The following is a 26780-nucleotide window of genomic DNA, read 5'->3' on the forward strand; positions in this document are numbered from 1 at the left end:
ATTAGACTGTCTTTTTATGACTCCTGAGCATCGCTATTCCCCCGAACTGGCTGGCCAGATCGAATCTGCCTGGCAGAAGTACTGGATCGACAACGGCACCTTCAACGCGCCCAACCCCGTTGGCAGCCTCGCCGCAGAAAACCCAGCAAACCCGGGGGCGGCCGACAAGCCGAAGCTGTTTGTTCAGGACATGTTCCCCTTCCCCTCCGGCGCAGGCCTGCACGTCGGCCACCCGCTGGGCTACATCGCCACCGACGTCTACGCCCGCTACAACCGCATGCAGGGCAAAAACGTCCTCCATACGCTTGGGTATGACGCTTTCGGTTTGCCCGCGGAGCAGTACGCGATCCAAACCGGCACCCACCCGCGCATTAAGACGCAGGAGTCTATTGACAATATGGAGCGGCAGCTCGGCCGCTTGGGCCTGGGCCACGACCGCCGCCGCAGCGTGGCCACCACCGATGTGGAGTTCTACAAGTGGACCCAGTGGATCTTCCTGCAGATCTTCAACGCTTACTTTGACCAGGAGGAGCAGAAGGCCAAGCCGATCGCCCAGCTGATCGAGCGCCTCGAGCGCGGCGAGGTCGAAGGCCACGAGGACTACCCCACCCTGGATCGCGCCGCTCAGGCACAGGTCGTGGATTCCTTCCGCTTGGTCTACCGCAGCAATTCGATGGTTAACTGGTGCCCCGGTTTGGGCACGGTGCTAGCTAATGAGGAAGTCACCGCCGACGGCAAGTCCGAGCGCGGCAACTTCCCCGTCTTCCGCAAGCAGTTGTCCCAGTGGATGATGCGCATCACCGCCTACTCGGATCGCCTGATCGACGACCTTGACCTGCTGGATTGGCCGGACAAGGTCAAGGCGATGCAGCGCAACTGGATCGGTCGCTCTAAGGGCGCCGAGGTGGATTTTGACGTCGCGGGGCACACCGTCACCGTGTTCACCACCCGCCCCGACACCTTGTTCGGCGCCAGCTATGTCACCCTTGCCCCCGAGCACGAGCTCGTGGATACGTTGGTGGCAGACACCCCGTATGCAGCAGATGTTGACCCGAAGTGGACATACAACGCGGCGTCACCAATGGAAGCGGTAGAAGCCTACCGTTCGGCAATCGCGGCGAAGTCCGACGTGGAGCGTCAGGAAAATAAGGACAAGACGGGTGTCTTCCTTGGTGTGTACGCCACCAACCCGGTCAATGGGGACAAGCTGCCGGTGTTTATCGCCGACTATGTCCTGACCGGCTACGGTACGGGCGCGATTATGGCTGTGCCCGCGCACGATACCCGCGACTACGAGTTCGCGACCGAGTTCAACCTGCCGATTATCGAGGTTGTGGCCGGCGGTAACATCGAGCAAGAGGCTTTCGTTGATGCAGGTACGGCGGTTAATTCCGCTAATGACCGCGGCTTGGATATCAACGGCATGTCCTTGGATGAGGCCAAGGCCGCCACCATCGAGTGGCTGGAGGCGCAGGGCGCGGGTGCCGGCAAGGTCCAGTACAAGCTGCGCGACTGGCTGTTTGCCCGCCAGCGTTACTGGGGCGAGCCCTTCCCTATCGTGTACGACGAAGACGGTGTCGCGCACGCCCTGCCGGATTCGATGCTGCCGATCGAACTGCCGGAGGTCGATGACTACAAGCCCGTGAGCTTCGACCCTGAGGACGCTGATTCTTCCCCGCAGCCGCCGTTGGCGAAGGCCACGGACTGGGTCAACGTGGAGCTCGACCTGGGTGATGGGCCGAAGATGTACCGCCGCGATACCAACGTGATGCCGCAGTGGGCGGGTTCTTCGTGGTATCAGCTGCGCTACATTGATCCGGAAAATCACGACGCGTTCTGCGACCTCACCAACGAGCAGTACTGGACTGGCCCGCAGGCTGATCGCGGTGCGCAGGATCCGGGCGGCGTCGACTTGTATGTTGGTGGCGTGGAGCACGCTGTGCTGCACCTTCTGTACTCCCGTTTCTGGCACAAGGTGCTGTTTGACCTGGGCTATGTCTCTTCCCGCGAGCCTTACCGTCGCCTCTTTAACCAGGGTTACATCCAGGCGTTTGCGTACACGGATTCCCGTGGCGTGTACGTCCCGGCGGCGGAGGTCGAGGAGCGCGATGGCCAGTTCTTCTACCAGGGCGAGCCTGTCACGCAGGAGTACGGCAAGATGGGCAAGTCGCTGAAGAACGCGGTCGCCCCGGACGAGATCTGTGACGATTATGGTGCGGATACTCTGCGCGTGTACGAGATGGCGATGGGCCCGTTGGATACCTCGCGTCCGTGGGCGACGAAGGACGTCGTGGGTGCACAGCGTTTCTTGCAGCGCGCGTGGCGTTTGGTGGTTGATGAGGAATCAGGTGCGATCCGTCTTAATGACGCCGCGTTGACCGATGAGGATAACAAGCAGTTGCATCGCACCATCGCCGGTGTTCGTGATGATTACGTCAATCTGCGGATGAACACTGTGGTTGCGAAGCTGATCGAGTACGTCAACTATGTGACGAAGACGTACCCGGATGGGGCTCCGCGGGCTGTTGTGGAACCGCTGGTGTTGATGTTGGCGCCGGTTGCACCGCATATTGCGGAGGAGCTGCATCAGCGTTTGGGTGGGCAGTCGACGTTGGCATATGAGCCTTTCCCCACTTTTGAGGACAAGTGGCTTAAGGATGATTCCGTCGAGCTTCCTGTGCAGGTCAACGGCAAGGTTCGTGGTCGTATGACTGTTGCTGTGGATGCGTCGAAGGATGATCTGCTGGCTGCTGCGCATGCTGCTGTGGCGTCGCATGTGGAGGGTAAGACGGTTGTGAAGGAGATCGTGGTTCCCGGCCGCATGGTCAACCTAGTGGTGAAGTAGCGCGTTTGGGGTTGCTGTGGCGATGGCGGCCTTTTGTTTGAGGTGTGCACATTTTTCGGCAGGGAGCGTCTGTCGCAAATCGCGACTTGGGGAAACGTAATTTTTGAGGGCTCGCTGCCGAAAAACATGCACATAGTTGGCGTAGGTAGTTAGCGCAGGCCGTGCGACGTGCTGTGATACTTTGTGATACTTCGGCGAAATATCACAAAGTATCACAGCTTTTTAGATTGTTGCTTGGTCGAAGCGTTCTATCGCATCGGTTACTTATGGGAACCGGCGGTGCATCGCCACCGGGGGCTGCACTTGAATCCTTTCGAGGGGAAGTACAACCGGATTTTTTGGGTGGGTGTTTGATTGGGTCGGCAATGTGGTGTTGTTCGACCCGATTGGTTTCCTAATCGTGATGGCTGCGGCTGGTGTGTATCAGTCGGGTGTTGCTGGGGGTGGGCGTTGGGCTGCGGTGTGGTTGATTATTGCGGCGAGTGCGGTGTTTGCTGTGTTGGTGGGGTTGGGCGAGTCTTTGGGGGATCCGGACAAGATCGTGGGCTAAGCCAACTTCGCCGCCCGGCGACCCCGCGCCAACTCGCACCCCGCAACCTCCGCCCCACCTCTTTAGGCGGGGTATCGGACAGCGCGGGCGACGAGGGGGATGGATAGTAGGGTGACGATGATCCCGAATCCGAGGCATTGCGCGTATCCCAAGCGTGGCCCGAGGATGGATAGGGCGTAGGGGGCGAAGAATCCGACGTAGGTGAGACTGTAGAACACGGCGATGAGTGCGCCGAGTTCGTGTGGGGGTGCGATTGTTTCGACTTCTTTGAGTCCGGAGACCATCATGATGCCGTAGCTGGATCCGAGTAGTAGTGCGGCGGGGATGGTGAGCCAGGGGTTGTGGGTGTGGGCGACGCCGATGCCGATGGTGAGTCCGGCGGTTGCGGTGGCGAGTCCGAGGATGGCGCTTCGGCTGCTGGTGTGGCGTGCGCTGTAGCGTTTGATTGCTGGTTGGATGCTTGCGCCGGTGAGCATGGTGATGGCGCCGATGGCTCCGGTGTAGGCGATGGGTGCGGGTGTGTTGCGGGCGCTGAGGTGGGTGAGTACCAGGAATGATGTGGTGGCTGTTCCGAAGACCCATGGTGCCCATGCTGCGACGGCGAGGAGGAAGCGGGGTCGTAGGGCTGCGCGTGGCAGTAGGGGGCGGCGTTGTTGTGGGGTGTTTTGTGTGGGTGATGACGTCGCGTTGGTTGGGGTTGCGGTGTGGGTTGCGGTGGTGAGGCCGGGTTCGGGGGTGTTCCAGGCGAGTGGTGTGACGATGGCGAGGATGGTGAGGTGGAGGGCGAAGGGGATGATGCCTGGGTGTGGGAGCCATTGGGCGACGAGGCCGCCGATGAGGGGGCCGCCGCCGAAGCCTGCGGAGAGGGCGATGGTTGCTTGGCTGGCGCCGTTGTCTGGGCTGAGTTGTTTAAGCCATGCGGCGCCTGCTGCCATGACGAGACCGATGGCGGCGCCGGCGATGAAGCGTCCGATGGTGAGCCAGAGTGCGGCGCCGATCATGAGGGTGGTGGAGGCAGCGACGCTGCATAGGAGTGCGGGTCGGATGAGTGCACGGCGTCCGATGCGGTCGGATAGGGGGCCGCCGATGAGGAGTGCGGGGACGAGTCCTGCGACGTAGAGGGCGAAGATGAGGGTGAGGTTGCTTTCGCTGAGTCCGTTGAGTTGTTTGTAGACGGGCAGCATGGGTGCGAAGACGTTGGCGCCGAAGGCGATGGTGAATAGTGCGAGTGCGACGCGCAGCCATGCGGGTACGGCGGTGCGCCCGCCATTCCTGAGCCGTTCATGTGCGCGCCGGACGTGTGTGTGTTTGCCGTGGGCATGTTCGTGCGTGTGGGTCACCTGGGCCACCTCCTGTGTGAGAGTATGGCTCAGATTACATCACGGCCGCGCGTTTGCCGGGTGCCGGGGGCTTAGTGTTGGCAGGTGGGGCACCAGAAGAGGTTGCGTCCTTCGATGACGCTGTGTTCGATGGGGGTGCCGCAGATGTAGCAGGGGTCGCCTGCCCGCCGGTAGACGTAGACTTCCCCGCCGTGGTCGTCTTTGCGGGGTGGTCGTCCCATGGCGTCGGGTGTGTGTTCGGGTCGGACGGTGTCGATGCGGCCGGCGTCGACGCCTGCGCGCATGAGGGTTTCGAGGTCGTCCCAGATGTCACGCCAGGTGGGTGCGTCGATTTCTCGGCTGGGGGTCATGGGGTCGATGCCTAGGCGGAAGAGGGTTTCGGCGCGGTAGATGTTTCCGACGCCGGCGAAGAGTTTCTGGTCCATGAGCACGCTTGCTGCTGTGCGTTTGGAGCGTGCGACTTGTTGGAGGACGGCGTCGCGGCGTTCGGGTGGGCCTCCGAGGATGGGGTCGGCGCCTAGGGTGTCGGTGATGTCCGGTATTGACGCGGCAGGGATCAGCCGGCACCATTGTGGTCCTTTGAGGTCGGCGTAGGTGTCGCTGTCGTCGAGGCCGATGCGTAGGCGCACGACGCCTCGGGGCTCGCCGTGGGTGAAGTGGAATGTGCCGACCAGGCCGAGGTGGATGTGGATGGCCCAGGGTGCGTCGAAGCAGATGAATAGGTGTTTGCCGACGGCGACTGCTTGGGTGAGTTCGCACTCATCGAGTTGGGCTGCTTCTGTTGCGAAGCGCCCTTGGGGTGAGGTGACGCGAACGTGGTGGCCTGCGAAATTATTGTTGACGTCGCGGGCGAGCCGGTGGATGACGTGTCCTTCAGGCATGTGCGTGGCCCGCTTTGTGGGGTGTTGGGGTGGTGGGTAGTTCGGTTTCATTGTCGAGGGCTAGCAGTACTTCGTCGGCAAGGCCCGTCCACTGTTTCCCTTGCGCGGGGGGTACGGCGATGGGGGCGAGTACGGCTCCGACGGCGTCTGCGTAGCGGGCGACGGTTAGGAGGGTGGGGTTGGTTAGGCCGCGTTCCAGCTTGGAGACGGCGGCTTTGTCTACGCCCATGGCTTTCGCGGCGTCATCGATGGTGAGCCCGGAGGTTTCCCGGATGATAGCTAGTTGCGTGATCAGCTTGTGGAGGGCGGGAAGGTTTGTGGGGTGCTGGGATGCGCGGGCCATGGTTTGTAATATAAGACATCTGTCAAATGGCGGCTAGACTTAGTAGCGTGTCTATTAGCAAGATCCTCCTGTACTACAAGTTCCAGCCGATTTCCGATCCGCGTGCGGTGATGCTGTGGCAGCGCGACCTGTGCCAGTCTTTGGGGCTGCGCGGCCGTATTTTGATCAGCGAGCACGGCATTAATGGCACGGTCGGGGGCGATATTGATGCCTGCAAGACCTATGTGAAGAAGACAAAGGAATACTTCAAGGGCATCGAGTTCAAGTGGTCTGAGGGTGGGGCGGAGGACTTCCCGAAGCTCAGCGTGAAGGTGCGCGATGAGATTGTGGCGTTTGGTGCGCCGGGCGAGCTGAAGGTTGATGAGCATGGCGTTGTTGGCGGCGGGGTGCATTTGAAGCCTGAGGAAGTCAACGAGCTTGTGGAAAATAATCCTGACGTCGTGTTTTTCGACGGTCGCAATGCGATGGAGGCTCAGATCGGCAAGTTTAAGGATGCGATTGTGCCGGATGTGAATACGACGCATGATTTTATTCGCGAGTTGGAGTCCGGCAAGTATGACGACCTGAAGGACAAGCCGGTGATCACCTATTGCACGGGTGGTATCCGCTGCGAGATTTTGTCCTCGTTGATGAAAAACCGTGGGTTTAAGGAGGTCTACCAGATCGATGGCGGAATCGTCCGCTATGGGGAAAAGTACGGCAACCAGGGCCTATGGGAGGGCTCGTTGTATGTGTTTGATAAGCGCATGCACATGGAGTTCGGTGAGGACTTCAAGGCGCTGGGCCACTGCATCCACTGCGGCGCGGAGACTAACAAGTTTGAGCATTGTGTCAACGAGGATGATTGCCGGCAGTTGGTGCTGATGTGCCCGGACTGTTTCGGCAATGTTGCCACCCGCCATTGTGGTCAGGAGCGTTGTGTGGAGGTTGCGCGCGAGCAGGCGGAGTTGTTGGCGCAGGCTTAGTGCCCGACGATGGCCATGGTGCCGGTGCCGGTGAGCCACATGAGGGTGAACGGCAGCAGCACCCATAGGGCTGCGAGCCACGGCTGCCAGCGGTCGTGGTTTGTGTATTTTTTGTAGCAGCCGACGGCGCAGCCGATGAGTCCTGCCAGGGCGATCGCGCCGGGCAGCAGGGGGAAGAGCAGTTCGAAGGTGCGGCTGCAGATCCATGTTGCTACGCCGGCGTCGCAGAGGGGGCCGCCGATGGCGTGGGAGGTGAGAGCGAGCATGAGGCCTGCCAGCAGGGTCAGAAAAATTGTTGACGCCGCGAAGAATACCGCTTGTTGTAGGGATTGACGGTGGCGTTCTAGCTGGTAGAGGGGGTGGTCCTCTCCGTCTTCGGTGAGTTGGCTTAGGCGGCCGGCGTCAAAGTCGAGTTCTTTTTGGAGTTCTTCTGGGAGCTCGACTTTGAGGTGCGGGTCGTTTTCTGGGTGGCTGTGCATGGCCGTGGGGGTTTATTTTTCGAAGGCCTCGGGGTTGTAGTTGGTGGCGAGGCGTTTGATGACGGGGATGAGTTGTTCGGCGAGTTTGAGTTCGTCTTCGTCGAGTAATTCGAGGAGGGTGGCGAAGTGGCGGTCGCGTTCTGCGCCGACTCGTTTGAGTTCTTCGCGGCCTTGTGCAGTGAGCTTGACGCGGACGCCGCGCTTGTCGGAGGTGTCGCGGAGGCGGGAGATCATGCCGCGTTCTTCGAGTTGGTGGAGGGCGTTGGAGGCGGTGGGCATGCGGATGCCTTGTTCGCGGGCGACTTCGCTGATGCGTGCGGGACCGTTTTCTTCTAGGCGGGTCATGATGGTTAGTTGTGGCCCGGTGAGGTCGGATTGTTGTGCGACACGGAAGTAGGTGACGTAAAGTTTCGTCATTGCGGGACGGATTTGTGCTGCGATGTCAAGGGGGGTGTTCGTCATAAGGCCCATAGTATCGTTTACTATCGTTTTGCACCATAACCGTGGGCGTTTGGTGTAGAAGTTCACAGCAAATCGGCAGGTCTTGTGAGCACTTTGCTGTGTGTTTGGGGCGCTTGTTTTCTGCGCGGGGCGCGGGCGATCAGTAGCATGGCCGCATGATTTCTTTTGGTTCTACTGTGTCGCATAGGTGGCGTAGGGCTCAGTATATTAAGCAGATTCGTGAGGGGCGTGTGTCTCGGGCGGAGGCTTGCGAGGGGGATTTTTTGTTGCAGACGGCGGCGAAGTTTCATGGTCGCGCGGTTGCTGGGGTGTGCCCGGTGTGTGAGCGTGATGGGGTGTTGCGTGAGGTGTGGTGGGTGTTCGGGGATGCGGTGGGTTCGAGGGCTAATAGTGCGCGTAGCGAGGCAGAGTTGGAGGCGTTGGTTGCGCAGACGGGTAGTGCGGAGGTGCATACGGTGGAGGTGTGTAGTGCGTGTGGGTGGAATTTTTTGTTGATGGTGCAGGAGGCCACTTGTAGTTAGGGCTATATGTAGGGGGTGAAAATTCGCTAGGCTAGCGGAGAAAGTGTTCTTTTTCTTCTAGTTTCGGAGAGCTGTTGCTGTGAGCAGTGCGTCTAATAGTCAGGGTCCGCGTCGTTCTGGGGGGCGTCCCGCCAGGGGTGGCGCTGGGCGTTCTGGTGGCCGCCGTCGGGCGAAGGCCGCGTGGTCACGCAAGAAGAAGGCCCTGGTTGGTGCCCTGTCGGCTTTGGTGATTATGGTGGGTGCCCCGTTTGTGGCGTTCATGATTGCTTATGTGATGGCGGATGTTCCGCAGCCGGAGGAGCTTGTTAACAAGCAGGTGTCGACGATCTATGCGGATGATTCTTCGACGGAGCTTGCTCGGATTGTGCCTCAGGAGGGCAACCGCGAGCAGGTGCCGATTGATCGCGTGCCGGATTCGTTGAAGCATGCTGTGTTGGCTGCGGAGGACCGCGAGTTTTACACCAACCCTGGTTTTTCGGTGACGGGTTTTGCCCGTGCGATTAAGGGGCAGATCACGGGTGATTCTTCTGCCGGTGGTGGTTCGACGATTACTCAGCAGTACGTGAAGAACGCCATGGTCGGTAATGATCGTTCCTATAAGCGCAAGCTGCGTGAGCTGGTGTATTCGGCGAAGATGGCTAATGAGTGGCCGAAGGATGATGTTCTTTCGGCGTATTTGAACACTATTTATTTCGGCCGTAATTCTTATGGTGTGGCTGCGGCTTCGGAGGCGTATTTTGGTAAGCCCTTGGACCAGTTGACCCCTGCGGAGTCTGCTGTGTTGGCTGCGTGTATTCAGCGCCCGAGTAGTTTGGATCCGTGGACTAACCGCGAGGAAGCCGAGCAGCGCTGGAATTACGTGCTCGACGGTATGGAGCAGGAGGGGTGGCTGACCCCGCAGGAGCGTGCTGAGCAGGTCTATCCGGAGACGATTGATCCGAATAACAGCCAAGCTTTCACTCAGGCGGAGGGCACGAATGGCTTGATCAAGAATCAGGTGATGGCGGAGCTCGGCACGCTCGGTATTAGTGAGCAGGACGTGGAGACCAAGGGCCTGCGCATCACGACGACGATTCGCCCCAAGGATCAAAACGCCGCGGTGGACAGTGTGCGTGAGCAGATGGCTCAGCGTCCCGATGATCCTTCTTTGCGTGCTGCAGTGGTCAGTGTGGAGCCGAAGACGGGTGCGATCCGCGCCTACTACGGTGGCGAAGATCCCAACGGTTGGGACTATGCGAACTCAGGTCTCCAGACCGGTTCGACGTTTAAGGTTTTCGGGTTGGCTGCCGCTTTGCAGCAGGGCATTCCCCTGTCCCAGGGTTACTCCAGTGCTCCGGTGCAGATGGGTGACGCCACGGTCAACAACGTTGAAGGTAACGACTGTGGTTTCTGCTCGATTCAGGAGGCCCTGAAGCGTTCGCACAATACGAGCTTCATCCGTTTGGAGCATGACTTGGAGAATGGCGCCCAGGATGTTGCCGATATGGCGCATGCGTTGGGTGTGGCAAAGCAGATCCCTGGTTTCGATCAGACGTTGACCCACGACGGTGGTAGTCCCGAAGACGGCATTATTTTGGGCCAGTACGAGTCCCGTCCTTTGGACATGGCTGTTGCTTTGGCAACGTTGGCGGACCAGGGTGTGTGGCACCAGCCGTACTTGGTGCAGAAGATCACCACCCAGGCTGGTGACGTCTTGTACGAACATGAGGCTACTGAGGGCGAGCGTCGCGTCAGCGCGAAGGTCGCTAACAATGTGATTGCTGCGATGGGTCCGATTGCTGCGTACTCCAACAACAATCAGTTGGCGGGTGGCCGCGTGTCTGCTGCGAAGACTGGTACGACTCAGTTGGGCGACACTGGTCAGAACAAGGATGCCTGGATGATTGGCGCCACTCCCCAGTTGGCGACGGCTGTGTGGGTCGGCACTGCGGACAATTCGGCGTTGACCAACTCGTGGGGCGGTTTGATGTATGGTTCCGGCATGCCGGCCCGCATCTGGAAGTCCACCATGGATCAGGCCCTGGAGGGCGAGCCTAACGAGGACTTCCCCGAGCCGGAGGGCATGGGCTACTCCTCTACCCCGTACGTCTACGCTCCGCCGAGCTCTGGCGGCAACAATGACGCCTCGGAGGAGGAAGCGCCTGCGGAGGAGATGCCGGTGGATGTTCCCCCGGTAGAGGAAGCACCTGCTGCTCCCCCGGCGGACACCATTGAGCTCGCGCCGGGCATCGTCATTCCGAATATCTTCGGCTAGATGTTGGATAGGTGTTGGTGATGTCGGATACTGCACTCATTGTGACTATGGCGAGCGTTTTTGCTGGTTTCGCCTGTTTCACGGGTAGTTTCTTAAGTTTCCGCCTGGGTAAGTCCCCTTGGTTGACGTGGGGGTTGATGGCCGTGGCGATTGTGCTGATCACGGTCATCCCCACCACTATCGCGATTTTCTGGGCCACGCTGTTCGTGTAGTTGTGTAGCCGTGTAGCTGCAGCGTATTGCGCGTTGGGGGTGTCGTCGGCTACTCTAACAAGGTTGCTTTATGCAGCAGTCCTCCTGTCATACCCAAAGGGGGTATGGCCGTTACACAATTACTAGACCATAGGAGGTGATGAGGTCCGTGCGTAAATACGAACTCATGATCATTCTTGACCCGTCTCAGGATGAACGCACTGTCGCCCCGTCCCTGGATAAGTTCCTCGAGGTTGTCCGCAAGGAAAACGGCACCGTGGATAAGGTTGATATTTGGGGCAAGCGCACTCTTGCGTACCCGATCAACAAGAAAGACGAAGGCATCTACGCTGTCGTCGATCTCCACTGCGAGTCCGCTACCGTGCTCGAGCTGGATCGTCTTCTCAACCTGAGCGACGACGTTCTGCGCACCAAGGTGCTGCGCGCCGATCGCTAGTCAACTCCCCCGTTGCTTGTATCTGGCTACACTGGCCGGATGAAAGCAAAAGGGTTCACTAGAAAGTAGGTTCTCATGGCTCAGGGCGAAACTCAGATTACTGTGGTCGGCAACCTTGTTGCTGATCCTGAATTGCGTTTCACGGCGTCGAATGTCGCCGTAGCGAATTTCCGTATTGCTTCCACTCCTCGCCGGTTTAATCGTCAGACTAACCAGTGGGAAGATGGCGAGGCACTGTACCTCACGTGCAACGTGTGGCGTCAGGTTGCGGAGAATGTTGCTAATACGTTGACGAAGGGTATGCGCGTTATCGTGACCGGTCGGTTGCGCCAGCGTTCGTACGACACCCGCGAGGGTGAGCGTCGTAGTGTGATGGAGATTGAGGTCGACGAGGTCGGTCCTTCTTTGCAGTATGCGACGGCGCAGGTTCAGCGTGTGAGCCGTGGTGAGGGCAATTCTGGTGGTTTCCAGCAGCAGTCCGGTGGCTTTGGTGGCCCCGCTCCGCAGGCGTCTGGTGGCAATCAGAATATGTCGGCTGTTCCGGATAATGATCCGTGGAATAGTGCTCCTGCTTCTGGTGGTTTTGCCGGGGCAGATGACGAACCCCCGTTTTAACTTGAAATCTTTTTAACTTTTCCTGAAAGGCAGGGATCATGAAGCTGATCCTCACCGCCGCCGTTGATAACTTGGGCGTCCCTGGTGACGTTGTCGAGGTCAAGGCTGGCTACGGACGTAACTACCTGCTTCCGCGCGGTTTCGCTATTGTGGCGACTCGTGGCGCTGAGAAGCAGATTGAGGGCATTAAGCGCGCTCAGGCTGAGCGGGAGATCCGCGACCTGGATCATGCACGCGAGGTCAAGGCCCAGCTGGAGGCACTGGAGGGTGTTTCTGTTGAGGTCCGCACCGCAGAAAATGGCAAGTTGTTCGGTTCTGTGAAGGCCGAAGACATTGTTGCCGCAGTGAAGGCCGCTGGCGGTCCTTCCCTGTCCAAGCACTCTGTGCTTCTGAAGAAGGGTCACGTTAAGAGCGTTGGTGCTTATGACGTTGACGTTAAGCTTCAGGGCGACATTTCCGCCAAGGTGAACTTTAAGGTCGTTGCTGCCTAGTTTTAGGCGTTTGTAGCTTCGGCGGCCACGCGTGTGGCCACATGACAACAGCAGGCTTGAGCCTCCGCTTGTGGGTAAATCCCCGGGTGGAGGCTTTTGCCGTTGTTGAGGGTTGCTTGTTGACGTCGTGGGGGTGCGGCTGTGTGGTTGGTGTTGCGGTGGTTGTTGTTAGGGTGCGAGGGTGGCGAGCCGCTGACCTGCAAGATCAACATTTTGCAACGGTTTTAACCAACAAAAAGCAACGGCTTCGAGCAACATTTTGCAATCTTGGGGGCCTCGGAAATCTTGAAAATGGCAGACGCGTAGACTGTTCGCATGTTGTCTGGAAGCTCTTCCAGGCGTTGTTGTTGGTTTCTGGAGTGAGGGTTTGGTTATGGCTTGGGATGCCAATTCGGCGGCTGAGGACTCTGGTGTGAACTCGGGCGCGACGGAGGATACTGACGCAGGCGCGGGGGCTGTGTCGTTTGATGATACCCCTCCCCCGCCGGAGGACGATTACGTGCCGCCGGCTCCAGAGGATGATTACCAGCCATCGGCGAGTAGTCGTTCTAATTCCAATTACCGTAGTGGCGGCTATGGCCAAGATCGGGGTCGTAGTTTTAGGGGGAGCGATGAGCTTCAGCAGGCGTATGAGTCCGGCCGTAAGCCTCCGCATGATAATGATGCGGAGCAGGGTGTGTTGGGTGCGATGTTGTTGGCACCGGATACGGTGGTCGACATTATTGAGGAGCTGTCTGCTGAGGATTTCTACCGCCCTGCGCACCAGCTGATTTTCCAGGCGATTATTGACTTATTCGCGGAGAATAAGGATATTGACCCGGTTATTGTTGCGGGCAGGTTGGATCGCAATAATGATTTGGAGCGTGCTGGGGGCGCGCCTTATTTGCATACGCTGTACAGTTCGGTGCCGACGGCGGCGAATGCGCGTTATTACGCGGAGATTGTCTCTGAGAAGGCGACGTTGCGTCGGTTGGTCGATGCGGGTACTCGGGTGGTCCAGTTGGGCTATGAGGGCACTGAGGGGGCTGAGGTTGACGCTGTGGTGGATATGGCGCAGCAGGAGGTTTTTGCGATTGCGCAGAAGAAGACTGCTGAGGATTATTCAGTGCTGGCGGACATGATTGAGCCGACGATGGATGAGTTGGATCAGATCCATGCGCATGGTGGTTTGGCGCAGGGTGTTCCGACTGGGTTCATCGACTTGGATGATCTGACGAATGGTTTGCATGGCGGGCAGATGATTATTGTGGCTGCTCGTCCGGGTGTCGGTAAGTCGACGTTGGCGTTGGATTTCATGCGCTCGTGTTCGATTGCGCATGGTAAGCCGAGCGTGTTGTTCAGCTTGGAAATGTCCAAGTCTGAGGTTGTGATGCGCTTGTTGTCTGCGGAGGCGGAGATCAAGTTGTCGGATATGCGTGCGGGTCGTATGAATGATGAGCAGTGGGCGAAGCTGGCTAACAAGATTGGTCAGATTAATGACGCCCCGTTGTACATTGATGATTCTGCGAATTTGACGATGATGGAGATTCGTTCGAAGGCTCGGCGGTTGTCGCAGAAGGTGGGGCTGTCGATGATTGTGGTGGATTACCTGCAGTTGATGTCTTCGGGTAAGAAGGTGGAGTCGCGCCAGCAGGAGGTGGCGGAATTTTCACGCCAGTTGAAGTTGTTGGCGAAGGAGTTGGATGTTCCTTTGATTGCGATTTCGCAGTTGAACCGTGGCCCGGAGTCTCGTACGGATAAGCGTCCTCAGTTGGCGGATCTGCGTGAGTCGGGTTCGTTGGAGCAGGATGCGGATATGGTGATGTTGTTGTATAGGCCGGATTCGCAGGATCGTGAGGATCCTCGTGCGGGTGAGGCGGATATTATTTTGGCGAAGCATCGTGGTGGTCCGATTGATACGGTGAGTGTGGCTCACCAGTTGCATTACTCGAGGTTTGCGAACCTAGCCCGCGGCTAGTTCCGATAGGATCTGGGGATATTGCCGAGTCACCAAGAGAATTGGGAACGGTTGAGTTCCTCATGATGAAGTCCTTGAGGTTTCGGTCGATCATGCCCGCTAGGCGAAGGAATGCGGGGAAGTATTCTTGTGGCGGAATACGCCGCGTCTGGTTGGCGGCGTCTTTGGAGCCGGGAATGGGGATTTCGTTTATAAGTGATTCGTGGTGTGCGATTCTATTTCGAATCAGATGCACTCGATGAACCTGCTCAAATGCCCAGCAACCTTCCCCTGGTTGCATCGAGATTGTTGTGATGCGACCGATGGATCTCATCCAATCCGCTCTATCTCCGACTGATGGCATTAAATGTGCGCTGGTCAAAGATGCTTGCGGATAGCCTGTGCCAGCCGGGGCCGTACTTCGAGACTAGAGCTTTGTCGATCGAGTTTCGAAGAGCGACCTCGATGATTGCTAGATCGTGAAATAATGAGCTGCGAGAAATAACCGACGCACCATTCCGCTTGAGCCCCTAGGGGGCGAAGTGTGCACAAATTTCGGCAGGGAGCGCGGAGTGAAAATCGCGACCTGGGGAAATGGTTTTTTCGCGGGCGCGCTGCCGAAATTTGTGCACATTTTCCTTGCGTGCATCACGTCTGCAGCCGGAGTGACCCCTGGTTGCTGGTGTTATCCTGCTTAACAAGAATTTAACACCTCCAGTACAGCGAAGGACCCCTCGTGGATTTCCTATTCCTGGCCATCGGCCTCCTGCTCGTCACCGTCATCGTGGTCGCCATCGGTGACCGCGTCGGCTTGCCCTGGCCCGTGCTCCTCACCCTCGTCGCCGCCGGCACCATCTTCTTCCCCGGCCTGCCCACGGTGCACATACCCGCAGACCTCATCCTGCCGATCTTCCTGCCTCCGCTGCTGTGGGCGATGGCCCGTAGAACCAGCTGGTCAGTCATCCGCGAACAACGCGGCACCATCATCGCGCTGTCCGTACTCCTGGTGTTCTTCACGACGGTCGCCGCCGCCGGTGCCGCCATGCTGATCATGCCCGGCCTGGGGTTAGCCGCCGCCGTGCTGCTGGGTAGCGCCCTGGCGCCGCCGGACCCCGTTGCCGTCGATGCCGTCGCCGAACCCGCAGGTGTCCCCCGACGACTCATCAGCACCCTCCAGACCGAGGGATTGTTTAATGACGCCGCGTCTATCGTCGCGTTCCACGTCGCCCTCGGCGCCATCCAAGCGGGTGAAAACCCCAGCATCAAAGGGGGCGTTTTGGACTTCCTCTATTCCTCCAGCGTCGCTGTGATTATCGGTCTGACAGTCGGTTGGCTTAGCGCCAAGCTGACGGACTGGATGGAATCCCCCGTCGCCCGCAACGCCTTTAGTTGGGTCATTCCCTTCGCCGTGTTTCTGCTGGCAGAAGAGCTACGTGCCTCCGGTGTTATCGCGATCGTCATCGCCGCGGTGGAGATGCACTCCCGCGTGAAAGTCGGCGCCGAGGACCGCCTGACCGGCCACGCGTTTTGGGAAACAGTAGAAATGCTGTTCACCGGTGTGGCGTTCGGCCTGATTGGTTTGTCGGTGCGCGAAGCCGTCGCCGACGTCGGCTCCCAACTATGGCACGGCGTGTGGGTCGGCGCGATCCTCTCCGTCGTGCTCATCGTCGTGCGCCTGGTGTGGATGTTGTTGCTGTACAACTACAACACCCGCAAACTCGCATCTTTGGTCGGCACCGTCGCAGAGCACGCCTCAAGCAAGTACATTCCCGTGCATGCGGTGGGTAGCGCCGCGGAAAAAATCACCCGCAAAACAATCTTCCCACCCATGGGCGCACCACTGCGCTTGCAGGAAGTCCTCCTGCTGACATGGGCCGGCATGCGCGGACTGGTTACCCTGGCGCTCGTTCTATCCATCCCCTATGGTTATGCCCCCTGGCAGCAGGAATTTACCGTCATCGCCCTGGTCGTACTGACGATCACCATGGTGGTCCCGGGCCTCACTCTGCCGTGGTTGATGCGCAAACTATCCCTCGACCAAGGCCCCGACGCTTTTGGTGACGCCGCGCGCGAAAACCTCCTGCGCCGCGCCCGCGAGGCAGCAAGCGTTGTCCTGCATGCCAAAGCAGAAGAACTGCCCCCCAACACGGTGGCCAGCATCCAGCATTGGATTGCAGAAGAAACCGGCACCGAGGACCTCGACGACACCGAATGCGCCGCCACCCGCCTGGCCAGCAAAAAGAAGTTCATCGAGATTCGCGAGCGCGCCAGCCGCATCCGCTACGAAGCCCTGCGCGCCGCCCAGCGTGAAGTACTCGAAGCCCGCCGCGAAGCCGGGATCGACCCCGCAGTCGCCGACGATGTCCTCCACGACATCGACCGCATGATCCTAGCCACCCGACGCCACTAGAAACGCCGCAAGCGCAGGGAGTTTGTCACCACAAACACGCTTGACAACGCCATCGCAGCACCCGCCCACATGGGCTCCATCAGTCCGGCCGCAGCAACCGGAATCAACACCACGTTGTAAGCAAACGCCCAAAACAGGTTCCCGCGGATCGTCCGCACTGTCGCCCGCGACAAACGCAGCGCCGTATCCACCCCGCGCAGGTCAGAGTTCAGCACGGTAATGTCACTGGCCTCAATCGCCACATCCGTACCCGACCCCATCGCGATACCCACATCTGCCTGCGCAAGCGCCGCGGCGTCATTAATTCCATCCCCCACCATCGCGACCACACGGCCCTGATCCTGCAAGGTGCGCACCACATCAAGCTTCTCATCAGGCATAACTTGTGCCCACACGCGCTCGATGCCGACCTCGGACGCCACAGCCTGCGCCACCGCATCCGAATCCCCCGTCAACAGAACAGGCTCCACACCGTCAGCCTTCAACAAATCGATAGCCTGCTTGCTTGTCGGCTTGAGCGAATCCCGCGCAGACACCCGCGCCACCAACACACCATCAACACTAATGACGCCGCGGATGACCTCCACGCACACAACCCCCAACGTCGGATGCGCAACACGCGCCCGCACACCAAGCCCAGGCAGCGCCGTAAAACCCGACACCTCCCACTCGCGCCAATCATCACCATAATTCTGCTGCGCATACCGCACCAACGCGCGCGCCACAGGATGCTCCGAACCGGACTCTGCCGCAGCAACAAGCCCCACCACATCACACTGCTGCAACGCCACCCCACCCACGACGGCCGCATCCTCGTAGTCCAGCTGCGCCGACAACTCCCCCAACGTCACCGTCCCTGTCTTGTCAAACACCACCGTGTCGACCTTGCGCGACTGCTCCAACACCTGCGGGCCCTTAATCAGCAGGCCCAACTGTGCCGCCCGACCAGTGCCCACAAGCAACGCCGTCGGAGTCGCCAAACCCAACGCGCACGGGCACGCAACCACCAACACCGCCACCGCCGAAGGCACATCAAAAAACGCAACAACCAGCGCAATAGCAATCACAGTCGGCACGAAAAAGCGCGAAATCTGATCCACCAGACGCTGCACCGGAGCCTTCTGCTGCGCCCCCGCAACCAGTGCAGAAATCTGAGCCAACACGGTGTCCTCCCCCACCCTGGTCGCCTCAACCTCCAGCGACCCTACCGTGTTCAGCGTTGCCCCCGCGACGTCATCACCCACAGCCACCGCACGCGGAAGGGACTCCCCCGTCAACATAGACTCGTCGACCTCGCTGTTGCCCCGCACCACACGACCATCAGTAGCGACCTTTTCCCCCGGCCCCACCACAAACACGTCCCCCACCCGCAGGTGAGCCACAGGCACCGTCCGGCCATCAACCAAAACGGCCTGCTTAGCGCCCAAATTCAGCAACTCACGAAACGCCGCCGAGCTGCGATTCTTCGCCCTATGCTCCAACAACTTCCCCAACAACAGTGACGTCGTGATCATCCCGACCGCATCAAAGTACATGTGGCCGTGGGCAACCGGCGGCCACCCCCAGTGCATGTGCATCAACGAATACACAAGCGCCGCAGTCGTACCCAACGTGACCAACGTATCCATGGTCAACTGGCCCTTGAGGGTGTTTCGGTGGAACAACCAGCCACTGTAGAAGTACACAAGCAGGGCAAATGGCAGCTGTGCGATGGCCATCCACCGGTGCGGGGCGAACATCAACGCCATCAACACAACCGTCGACACGGCCGCCACAATCAGCCGAGGCATGATCTCCGGCTGCCGCTTCGAGCCATAACCCAACTTGGTAATCGTGTCGGTAATCGTCTTGGGATCCACCGACTCGTCATAATCCACCGAGGCTGTTTCCGTCGCGTAGTTCACCTCTGCGCGAACACCCGGCAGCTTATTCAGCTTGCGCTCCACCCGGGCACTGCAACTAGTGCAGCTCATGCCCGTGACTGTGAAATCAGCGTGCATGCTGCTAAACCACCTTGTAGCCGGCCTCGGCGATTGCCGCAGCCACCGCGGCGTCATCACCCGACGCCTCTACCGTGCCGGCCGCAACATCAATGGTGCCGACCTCGAGGCCAGCGTCCGTGAGCTCCTCGCGCACAGCGTTGGCGCAGTGCTCGCAGGTCATACCTTCGACGTTAAAAATCTTCATAACAAACCACCTTGAACTAAAGGACTAACAAATTATTTGCGCGGCATTGCTGCACAAGCGCGTATCCTGGCCGATAGCGAGGGCAAAAAGCTCTCACCCATTACAACCGGACAACCTCGGAGGTTCATTCCATGACAACCATTAACGTGACGGAAAGCACCTTTGCTCAGACTGTGCAGCAGAAAGGTGTCGTCGTTGTAGACGCATGGGCACCATGGTGCGGACCCTGCCGACAGTTCGCACCGATCTTCGAAAAGGTCAGTGAGCAGCACGCGGACGCCACCTTCGCCAAGTTCAACACCGACGAAAACCAAAACCTGGCGCAACAGTTGGGCATCATGTCGATCCCCACGCTCATGGTTTTTAAAGATGGCGAGCTGTTGTTCCGCCAGGCTGGCGTACTGCCCGCACCAGCCCTGAGCGAGCTGGTGACCAAGGTTCAGAACATGAGCTAGCGGGTGCCGCGCTGAATATTCAGCAGCACCGCGCGGATCCCACTGTGGAATCCATCGCGCAGTGCAACGCGCTGACTTTCCGACAGGGTGTATTCGTACAGTGTCTCGCAGGCGAACTGCAGCAGTGGGCGGTCGACTTCCGGTGGCAGCCCGCCGCCGGATAGTAGGTGTGCGGAGTCCCTCTGCTCTGTGGTGGCAGCGTTGTCGTACCACCAGATGGCGTACTGTTGGCCCACGTCAAAGGGGGTTTGGAAGCCCGCGCTGGACCATACTTCGTTGGGCAGAGGTACGTAGCGGCTGCGTAGTTTGCGGTGGGGTGCCATCACAAGCGGAGTCGGTTTGGGGGCGCCCGGGGTGTTGTCTTGGGTGTCTTCCTGCTCTAGCTTCTGCTCTATGTCGCGCTCCTCCTTTTGCTCTGCGGGTGTTTCCGCTGTGGCCGCGGGGGTGTGCTCTTCGTTGGCTGCGGTCTGCTGGTCGTCTGTTCCCGATTCGGTCGGTAGCTCGGCTGGGGGTTGGTTGACTGTTAGCGGAGTTGCGGGGTCGGATCCAGAGTTCGCGGCAGAGGTTGTTCCCTTTTGACGGACGCGAACGTCGGCGCGCTGGGCGGACTCTTGGATGGAGATTTGTTGGCCCGCCTGGCCTGCTGATACTTCTGCTGACAAGGTGAAGCGACTTTCGGAATAGTCCACTTCTTCCGCAGCGACGGTGGGCCCGAGGTTCATGACCCCTGTCGGCACGGTGGGGGCGAGATCGGTTGCCGTAGTGTGCCCATCCGCAGGCTTCTCCGCATCATGCGGGACGGGAGCGCTGTTGGTGGGCACCGCTTCGGTTGCATCCTCTTGAGTTTGTGGGTTGCTGTCGTCGTTGTCATCGACTGGCCCGGCAGGTAGGGGGCCTTCCAGCGGCTCGATGCGCATGCAGTCGGCGAAGTCTTCGCGTGGGTCGAGGATGGTGGTGGTGTCGCAGGCGTGCCGTAGCGCGCTGGACATGGAGTCCCACCCGAACCCGTAGAGGTGGACGCGCAGGCCCGCAGCGGTTGCTTCTTCTACGCCGGGGATCATGTCGGCGTCGCCACTGACCAGCACAATGTCGGAGCAGTGACGCCCCAAACCCGCGATCACAAGGTCCGCGACGAGTCGTGTGTCGACGGCTTTTTGTGTGCGACGTTCTCCCCATTCGATCAGTTGACCTGCCCGTAGTTGAACGCCGTCGCAGGTGCGTAGTGCGCGTTGGTGGCGGTGGGGGCCGGAGTCGGGGATGCCGTCGTACCAGTATTGGCGTTGCACGGGTTGGTGAAGTTGGTCTTCGACCATTTTGCCTAACACTGCGACGACTTCCGGTAAGTCGATTTTTAGTTGGGCCCGGGCGCCTGTTGCCCAGGAGTTATAAAAACTGGCTAAGAGATACGAGGTGTCTACGTACACCTGTGTGCGTTCCAACATGGCTAAATCCTTCAATCTAGTTTTTCTAATGGGGTCGCGGGTGTTGAGCCTGCGGCCTTGTCTTCAAGTGTGCCTTAATTGATGACGCCGCGGGCAAAAATCTCTGCTGCCAGGGGGTTTGTGTGGCCAGTGGGTTGATGTGTTAATTTTTTGTTCGGTCAACGAGCCGCCGCTTAGTTTTAAAACGTAGGTTATCGGGGTGATCTGGAGGTCTGAAAAATAGCCTTCCGGGCCCGGATTTGTGTTTTAACAAGATGGTGTGTAAGTTAGATCGAGTCGCTACGGCAGCTGGTTGCACAGGTTGTGTGTGGTCTGGTGGTTGTGGTGGTGTTGTTTGAGAACTCAATAGTGTGCCAATGTACTTTTTTTAAGTGTTTTTTCATGCGCCATGGCACGTTGATACTGCCGCTGTTTTTGTGGTGGTGGTTGTGTTGTGGTGTTTGTTGTTTGTGTGTACCAGCAGCTTGCGCTTGGATGCTCTTTTTGTGGGTGTTTTTGTGTGGTTGGCTGTGTAAATATGAACTGTTTTGGTTGTGGTGGTTTTTCCTCGTCGGATGCACCATGATCGTATTTTTTTGCCAGTTTTTACTGGTTGCTAGGTTTTGGCTCTGTCATTTTTTTGATGCTTTTGGGCTGATTTTTTATGGAGAGTTTGATCCTGGCTCAGGACGAACGCTGGCGGCGTGCTTAACACATGCAAGTCGAACGGAAAGGCTCAAGCTTGCTTGGGTACTCGAGTGGCGAACGGGTGAGTAACACGTGAGTGATCTGCCCTCAACTTCGGGATAAGCCTGGGAAACTGGGTCTAATACTGGATAGGACCATCCTTTAGTGTGTGATGGTGGAAAGTTTTTTCGGTTGGGGATGAGCTCGCGGCCTATCAGCTTGTTGGTGGGGTAATGGCCTACCAAGGCGTCGACGGGTAGCCGGCCTGAGAGGGTGTACGGCCACATTGGGACTGAGACACGGCCCAGACTCCTACGGGAGGCAGCAGTGGGGAATATTGCACAATGGGCGGAAGCCTGATGCAGCGACGCCGCGTGAGGGATGACGGCCTTCGGGTTGTAAACCTCTTTCGACAGGGACGAAGCTTTTGTGACGGTACCTGTATAAGAAGCACCGGCTAACTACGTGCCAGCAGCCGCGGTAATACGTAGGGTGCGAGCGTTGTCCGGAATTACTGGGCGTAAAGAGCTCGTAGGTGGTTTGTCGCGTCGTCTGTGAAATTCCGGGGCTTAACTCCGGGCGTGCAGGCGATACGGGCATAACTTGAGTGCTGTAGGGGAGACTGGAATTCCTGGTGTAGCGGTGAAATGCGCAGATATCAGGAGGAACACCGATGGCGAAGGCAGGTCTCTGGGCAGTAACTGACGCTGAGGAGCGAAAGCATGGGGAGCGAACAGGATTAGATACCCTGGTAGTCCATGCCGTAAACGGTGGGCGCTAGGTGTAGGGGACTTCCACGTCTTCTGTGCCGTAGCTAACGCATTAAGCGCCCCGCCTGGGGAGTACGGCCGCAAGGCTAAAACTCAAAGGAATTGACGGGGGCCCGCACAAGCGGCGGAGCATGTGGATTAATTCGATGCAACGCGAAGAACCTTACCTGGGCTTGACATATACAGGATTGCTGCAGAGATGTAGTGTCCCTTGTGGTCTGTATACAGGTGGTGCATGGTTGTCGTCAGCTCGTGTCGTGAGATGTTGGGTTAAGTCCCGCAACGAGCGCAACCCTTGTCTTATGTTGCCAGCACGTTATGGTGGGGACTCATGAGAGACTGCCGGGGTTAACTCGGAGGAAGGTGGGGATGACGTCAAATCATCATGCCCCTTATGTCCAGGGCTTCACACATGCTACAATGGTCGGTACAACGCGCTGCGAGCCTGTGAGGGTGAGCGAATCGCTGAAAGCCGGCCTCAGTTCGGATTGGGGTCTGCAACTCGACCCCATGAAGTCGGAGTCGCTAGTAATCGCAGATCAGCAACGCTGCGGTGAATACGTTCCCGGGCCTTGTACACACCGCCCGTCAAGTCACGAAAGTTGGTAACACCCGAAGCCAGTGGCCTAACCCCTTGTGGGAGGGAGCTGTCGAAGGTGGGATCGGCGATTGGGACTAAGTCGTAACAAGGTAGCCGTACCGGAAGGTGCGGCTGGATCACCTCCTTTCTATGGAGTTTATTATTTTTTGTGTGGAACACGCAGTGTTTTTGGGTGGATGCACACCCTCATCAACTGGTGGTGGGGTTGCAGCAGACGGTAAGGCATGGAAAAGAAGAGTTTGGTGTTTCACACTGCTTAAAGAAGAGTTGCGTTGGTGCATTGTTGGGTGTCTGGAACAGCACTGGTCTTTTGTGGCGTGTTGTTTCTGTGCTCCATGTGGGGTTGCTGGCCGTGATAGTGGTTGGTGATTGTGTGTGGGGTGTGTTGTTTGAGAACTGTATAGTGGACGCGAGCATCTTTATTTTTTGATTTTGCCTTGTAAGTATTTTTTGTGTGTGTTGTAAGGGCACACGGTGGATGCCTTGGCAACTTAAGCCGATGAAGGACGTGGTAGGCCGCGATAGGCCTCGGGGAGCTGTCAAACGAGCGTTGATCCGAGGGTGTCCGAATGGGGAAACCCAGCTGTCGTTATGGGCGGTTACCCATCACTGAACGTGTATAGGTGGTGTGGAGGTTACGCGGGGAAGTGAAACATCTCAGTACCCGTAGGAAGAGAAAACAATTGTGATTCCGCTAGTAGTGGCGAGCGAACGTGGATGATGGCTAAACTGCGTGCGTGTGATACCCGGCAGGGGTTGCGTGCGTGGGGTTGTGGGAGCATAACGTCGAGGATCTGCCGGTTCTTGGTTACGTGATAGTCGCGCATGCTAGGTGAAGTGGATTGGAATGTCCCGCCGTAGACGGTGAGAGCCCGGTAGGTGAAAGTGTGTGTGTGGTAATGGTTGTGTTTCCCGAGTAGCAGCGGGCTCGTGGAATCTGCTGTGAATCTGCCGGGACCACCCGGTAAGCCTGAATACTTAAGTTGACCGATAGCGGAGTAGTACCGTGAGGGAATGGTGAAAAGTACCCCGGGAGGGGAGTGAAATAGTACCTGAAACCGTGTGCTTACAATCCGTCAGAGCACTTTTTTGGGTGTGATGGCGTGCCTTTTGAAGAATGAGCCTGCGAGTCAGCGGCATGTCGCGAGGTTAACACGTGTGTGGTAGCCGTAGGGAAACCGAATCCTAATGAGGGTGAGTGAGTGGCATGTCCTGGACCCGAAGCGAAGTGATCTACCCATGGCCAGTGTGAAGCAGCTGTAAGAGGTTGTGGAGGCGCGAACCCACTTAGGTTGAAAACTGAGGGGATGAGTTGTGGGTAGGGGTGAAAGGCCAATCAAACTTCGTGATAGCTGGTTCTCCCCGAAATGCATTTAGGTGCAGCGTCGTGTGTTTCTTGCCGGAGGTAGAGCTACTGGATGGTTTAGCGGGACCAACATCTTAGCGACATCAGCCAAACTCCGAATGCCGGTAAGTGAGAGCGCGGCAGTGAGACTGCGGGGGATAAGCTTCGTAGTCGAGAGGGAAACAGCCCAGATCGCCGGCTAAGGCCCCTAAGCGTGTACTAAGTGGAAAAGGATGTGGGATCGCGAAGACAACCAGGAGGTTGGCTTAGAAGCAGCCATCCTTGAAAGAGTGCGTAATAGCTCACTGGTCGAGTGGTTCTGCGCCGACAATGTAGTGGGGCTCAAGTACACCGCCGAAGCCGCGGCACTCACACTGTTGTGTGGGTGGGTAGGGGAGCGTCGTGCATAATGTGAAGCCGCCGAGTGATCGTTGTGGTGGAGTGTGTGCGAGTGAGAATGCAGGCATGAGTAGCGAATGATGAGTGAAAAACTTATCCGCCGGATGACCAAGGGTTCCTGGGTTAAGCTAATCTTCCCAGGGTGAGTCGGGACCTAAGGCGAGGCCGACAGGCGTAGTCGATGGACAACCAGTTGATATTCTGGTACCCGGATGGAAGCGCCCGTGGTGAATCAGTGATACTAACCACCCTGAAGCCTGATGGCAGTCTTTTGGATTGTTGTTGGTGTGGATGCGTGGGACCTGATCTGGTAGTAGCCAAGCGATGGTGTGACACAGGAAGGTAGCCGAGCCACTGAGTGGATTGTGGTGTAAGCGTGTAGCCCGCATGGTAGGTAAATCCGCTGTGCATGATGGGTGAGGCGTGATGCGTACCCCGTTAAAGGGGGATGTTGGTGATCCTATGCTGTCGAGAAAAGCATCTAGCGATGTTTCCATTTGGCCCGTACCCCAAACCGACACAGGTGGTCAGGTAGAGAATACTAAGGCGATCGGGTGAACTGTGGTTAAGGAACTCGGCAAAATGCCCCCGTAACTTCGGGAGAAGGGGGACCACTGCTGGTGACAGACTGGTTTTGAGCTGGTGGTGGTCGCAGAGAATAGAGGGAAGCGACTGTTTACTAAAAACACAGGTCCATGCGAAGACGATAAGTCGATGTATATGGACTGACGCCTGCCCGGTGCTGGAAGGTTAAGAGGACCTGTTAGTCACTTTTGGTGGCGAAGCGGAGAATTTAAGCCCCAGTAAACGGCGGTGGTAACTATAACCATCCTAAGGTAGCGAAATTCCTTGTCGGGTAAGTTCCGACCTGCACGAATGGCGTAACGACTTCCCTGCTGTCTCAACCACAGGCCCGGCGAAATTGCAGTACGAGTAAAGATGCTCGTTACGCGCGGCAGGACGAAAAGACCCCGGGACCTTCACTATAGCTTGGTATTGATATTCGGTTCGGTTTGTGTAGGATAGGTGGGAGACTGTGATCGCATGACGCCAGTTGTGTGGGAGTCGTTGTTGAAATACCACTCTGGTCGTATTGGATATCTGAACCTCGGCCCATGATCTGGGTTAGGGACAGTGCCTGGTGGGTAGTTTAACTGGGGCGGTTGCCTCCTAAAGAGTAACGGAGGCGCCCAAAGGTTTCCTCAGCCTGGTTGGCAATCAGGTGGTGAGTGTAAGTGCACAAGGGAGCTTGACTGTGAGACTGACAGGTCGAGCAGGTACGAAAGTAGGGACTAGTGATCCGGCACTGGCTTGTGGAAGCGGTGTCGCTCAACGGATAAAAGGTACCCCGGGGATAACAGGCTGATCTTCCCCAAGAGTCCATATCGACGGGATGGTTTGGCACCTCGATGTCGGCTCGTCGCATCCTGGGGCTGGAGTAGGTCCCAAGGGTTGGGCTGTTCGCCCATTAAAGCGGCACGCGAGCTGGGTTTAGAACGTCGTGAGACAGTTCGGTCTCTATCCGCCGCGCGCGTAGAAACTTGAGAAAGGCTGTCCCTAGTACGAGAGGACCGGGACGGACGTACCTCTAGTGTGCCAGTTGTCACGCCCGTGGCATGGCTGGTTGGCTACGTACGGAAGGGATAACCGCTGAAAGCATCTAAGCGGGAAGCCTGTTTCGAGATAAGGTTTCGTGATCAGGTGCCCTCTAGACTAGGGGGTTGATAGGCCAGAGCTGGAAGCGTAGTAATGCGTGTTGAGGTGACTGGTACTAATGCGCCGAACACACCTAAAAATACCTATTCGTTGATGATGGATGGGGTTGCTTAGCAGGGTGTTTAGCCCAAATGTATTGATTGTTTGCGTCCACTATGCAGTGTCTGAAACAGCACGCCTTGCATTGCCTTGTGGGGTGTTGGTTGTGTCGGTGGTTGATGGCGGTGAGGATACGCCCGGTCCCTTTCCGAACCCGGAAGCTAAGCTCACCTGCGCCGATGGTACTGCACACGGGAGTGTGTGGGAGAGTAGGTCGCTGCCGGCCTAAAACAGAAAAACGATAATTTTATATAGTTTTGTTTGTTGGGAAGGCGTCACTTGTTTGTTGGGTGGCGTCTTTCCTTTTTTGTGTGGTCATGATTGGGGGGGTGTTTGGGTGGTGGGGTGTGTGGGTGTTGT

General features: G+C 57.9%; 19 protein-coding genes, 3 rRNA genes and 2 pseudogenes. 15 read left to right on the forward strand and 9 right to left on the reverse strand.

Features of this window, described 5'->3' with window-relative positions:
- Window positions 1–16: 16 nt before the first annotated feature.
- Both leuS and L1C91_RS08030 read left to right on the forward strand, forming a co-directional pair.
- Entirely contained in the window at window positions 17–2845 is a 2829-nt protein-coding gene (gene leuS / locus L1C91_RS08025) for a leucine--tRNA ligase (protein ID WP_234858801.1), read from the forward strand.
- 346 nt (window positions 2846–3191) lie between these two features.
- The gene (locus tag L1C91_RS08030; protein WP_234858802.1) at window positions 3192–3395 is read left to right on the forward strand and encodes a hypothetical protein; all 204 of its coding nucleotides are present in this window, start codon (window positions 3192–3194) and stop codon (window positions 3393–3395) included.
- A 62-nt stretch (window positions 3396–3457) separates the two neighbouring features.
- Here the strand turns inward: L1C91_RS08030 and L1C91_RS08035 are convergent, their stop codons facing one another.
- The 3 genes from L1C91_RS08035 to L1C91_RS08045 all read right to left on the reverse strand — a co-directional run bounded on the left by L1C91_RS08035 (window position 3458) and on the right by L1C91_RS08045 (window position 5959).
- Window positions 3458–4735 (reverse strand): MFS transporter, encoded by a 1278-nt coding sequence (locus L1C91_RS08035; protein WP_234858803.1) that lies wholly within the window; start codon window positions 4733–4735, stop codon window positions 3458–3460.
- Window positions 4736–4806: 71 nt separating this feature from the next.
- A complete protein-coding gene (locus tag L1C91_RS08040) occupies window positions 4807–5616 on the reverse strand; it encodes an Fpg/Nei family DNA glycosylase (protein WP_234858804.1) in 810 nt (269 codons plus the stop codon).
- A complete protein-coding gene (locus L1C91_RS08045; RefSeq protein WP_234858805.1) occupies window positions 5609–5959 on the reverse strand; it encodes a helix-turn-helix domain-containing protein in 351 nt (116 codons plus the stop codon). Before L1C91_RS08045 ends, L1C91_RS08040 begins: the two co-directional genes overlap by 8 nt.
- Before the next feature lie 47 nt (window positions 5960–6006).
- On the opposite strand from L1C91_RS08045, the gene trhO reads away from it, so the two are divergent.
- Complete coding sequence (gene trhO / locus L1C91_RS08050; protein WP_234858806.1) at window positions 6007–6924, forward strand: oxygen-dependent tRNA uridine(34) hydroxylase TrhO; 918 nt, start codon at window positions 6007–6009, stop codon at window positions 6922–6924.
- Here the strand turns inward: trhO and L1C91_RS08055 are convergent.
- Together L1C91_RS08055 and L1C91_RS08060 are read right to left on the reverse strand one after the other, a co-directional pair.
- Window positions 6921–7403 (reverse strand): hypothetical protein, encoded by a 483-nt coding sequence (locus L1C91_RS08055; protein ID WP_234858807.1) that lies wholly within the window; start codon window positions 7401–7403, stop codon window positions 6921–6923. The two genes, trhO and L1C91_RS08055, sit on opposite strands and share 4 nt — an antisense overlap.
- A gap of 12 nt (window positions 7404–7415) precedes the next feature.
- Window positions 7416–7874 (reverse strand): MarR family winged helix-turn-helix transcriptional regulator, encoded by a 459-nt coding sequence (locus tag L1C91_RS08060; RefSeq protein WP_419178727.1) that lies wholly within the window; start codon window positions 7872–7874, stop codon window positions 7416–7418.
- A 146-nt stretch (window positions 7875–8020) separates the two neighbouring features.
- Here L1C91_RS08060 and L1C91_RS08065 point away from each other — a divergent pair, with 146 nt between their 5' ends.
- The 8 genes from L1C91_RS08065 to L1C91_RS08100 all read left to right on the forward strand — a co-directional run bounded on the left by L1C91_RS08065 (window position 8021) and on the right by L1C91_RS08100 (window position 16740).
- Window positions 8021–8386: a DUF5318 family protein gene (locus tag L1C91_RS08065; protein ID WP_234858809.1), complete on the forward strand. Its 366-nt coding sequence runs from the start codon at window positions 8021–8023 to the stop codon at window positions 8384–8386.
- A gap of 79 nt (window positions 8387–8465) precedes the next feature.
- Window positions 8466–10640 carry a transglycosylase domain-containing protein gene (locus tag L1C91_RS08070; protein WP_234858810.1) on the forward strand — a complete coding sequence of 725 codons (2175 nt, stop codon included), beginning with the start codon at window positions 8466–8468 and terminating at the stop codon, window positions 10638–10640.
- A 20-nt stretch (window positions 10641–10660) separates the two neighbouring features.
- A complete protein-coding gene (locus L1C91_RS08075; RefSeq protein ID WP_234858811.1) occupies window positions 10661–10852 on the forward strand; it encodes a hypothetical protein in 192 nt (63 codons plus the stop codon).
- Between the two features lie 148 nt (window positions 10853–11000).
- A complete protein-coding gene (gene rpsF / locus L1C91_RS08080) occupies window positions 11001–11288 on the forward strand; it encodes a 30S ribosomal protein S6 (RefSeq protein ID WP_041747866.1) in 288 nt (95 codons plus the stop codon).
- Window positions 11289–11363: 75 nt separating this feature from the next.
- Complete coding sequence (locus tag L1C91_RS08085) at window positions 11364–11903, forward strand: single-stranded DNA-binding protein (RefSeq protein WP_234858812.1); 540 nt, start codon at window positions 11364–11366, stop codon at window positions 11901–11903.
- Between the two features lie 38 nt (window positions 11904–11941).
- Window positions 11942–12394 carry a 50S ribosomal protein L9 gene (rplI, locus tag L1C91_RS08090; protein WP_021012386.1) on the forward strand — a complete coding sequence of 151 codons (453 nt, stop codon included), beginning with the start codon at window positions 11942–11944 and terminating at the stop codon, window positions 12392–12394.
- 373 nt (window positions 12395–12767) lie between these two features.
- Window positions 12768–14351, forward strand: coding sequence for a replicative DNA helicase (gene dnaB, locus L1C91_RS08095; protein WP_234858813.1), 1584 nt, complete (start codon window positions 12768–12770; stop codon window positions 14349–14351).
- A gap of 715 nt (window positions 14352–15066) precedes the next feature.
- Complete coding sequence (locus L1C91_RS08100; protein WP_234858814.1) at window positions 15067–16740, forward strand: cation:proton antiporter; 1674 nt, start codon at window positions 15067–15069, stop codon at window positions 16738–16740.
- Here the strand turns inward: L1C91_RS08100 and L1C91_RS08105 are convergent.
- Complete coding sequence (locus L1C91_RS08105) at window positions 16737–18740, reverse strand: heavy metal translocating P-type ATPase (RefSeq protein ID WP_268836596.1); 2004 nt, start codon at window positions 18738–18740, stop codon at window positions 16737–16739. The genes L1C91_RS08100 and L1C91_RS08105 overlap by 4 nt on opposite strands.
- Window positions 18741–18744: 4 nt before the next feature.
- Window positions 18745–18927 (reverse strand): heavy-metal-associated domain-containing protein, encoded by a 183-nt coding sequence (locus L1C91_RS08110; RefSeq protein ID WP_021012381.1) that lies wholly within the window; start codon window positions 18925–18927, stop codon window positions 18745–18747.
- A gap of 131 nt (window positions 18928–19058) precedes the next feature.
- Between L1C91_RS08110 and trxA the strand changes: the two genes are divergently transcribed.
- A complete protein-coding gene (trxA, locus tag L1C91_RS08115) occupies window positions 19059–19382 on the forward strand; it encodes a thioredoxin (RefSeq protein ID WP_234858816.1) in 324 nt (107 codons plus the stop codon).
- Here the strand turns inward: trxA and L1C91_RS09565 are convergent.
- Both L1C91_RS09565 and L1C91_RS09570 read right to left on the reverse strand, forming a co-directional pair.
- Window positions 19379–19726 (reverse strand): annotated as a pseudogene (locus tag L1C91_RS09565) (NYN domain-containing protein); the annotation flags it as partial. The gene trxA and the pseudogene L1C91_RS09565 overlap by 4 nt on opposite strands.
- A 536-nt stretch (window positions 19727–20262) precedes the next feature.
- A pseudogene (locus tag L1C91_RS09570) lies at window positions 20263–20824 on the reverse strand (NYN domain-containing protein); the annotation flags it as partial.
- 640 nt (window positions 20825–21464) lie between these two features.
- Here L1C91_RS09570 and L1C91_RS08125 point away from each other — a divergent pair.
- The 3 genes from L1C91_RS08125 to rrf all read left to right on the forward strand — a co-directional run bounded on the left by L1C91_RS08125 (window position 21465) and on the right by rrf (window position 26646).
- Window positions 21465–22988, forward strand: a 16S ribosomal RNA gene (locus tag L1C91_RS08125).
- Window positions 22989–23312: 324 nt separating this feature from the next.
- A 23S ribosomal RNA gene (locus L1C91_RS08130) occupies window positions 23313–26401 on the forward strand.
- A 127-nt stretch (window positions 26402–26528) separates the two neighbouring features.
- Window positions 26529–26646: ribosomal RNA gene (gene rrf, locus L1C91_RS08135) — 5S ribosomal RNA — on the forward strand.
- Together the 16S, 23S and 5S rRNA genes form the textbook arrangement of a ribosomal RNA operon.
- The last annotated feature ends 134 nt before the right edge of the window (window positions 26647–26780 follow it).

Origin of the sequence: Corynebacterium argentoratense (assembly GCF_021491455.1) — a bacterium.
GTDB lineage: Bacteria > Actinomycetota > Actinomycetes > Mycobacteriales > Mycobacteriaceae > Corynebacterium > Corynebacterium argentoratense_A.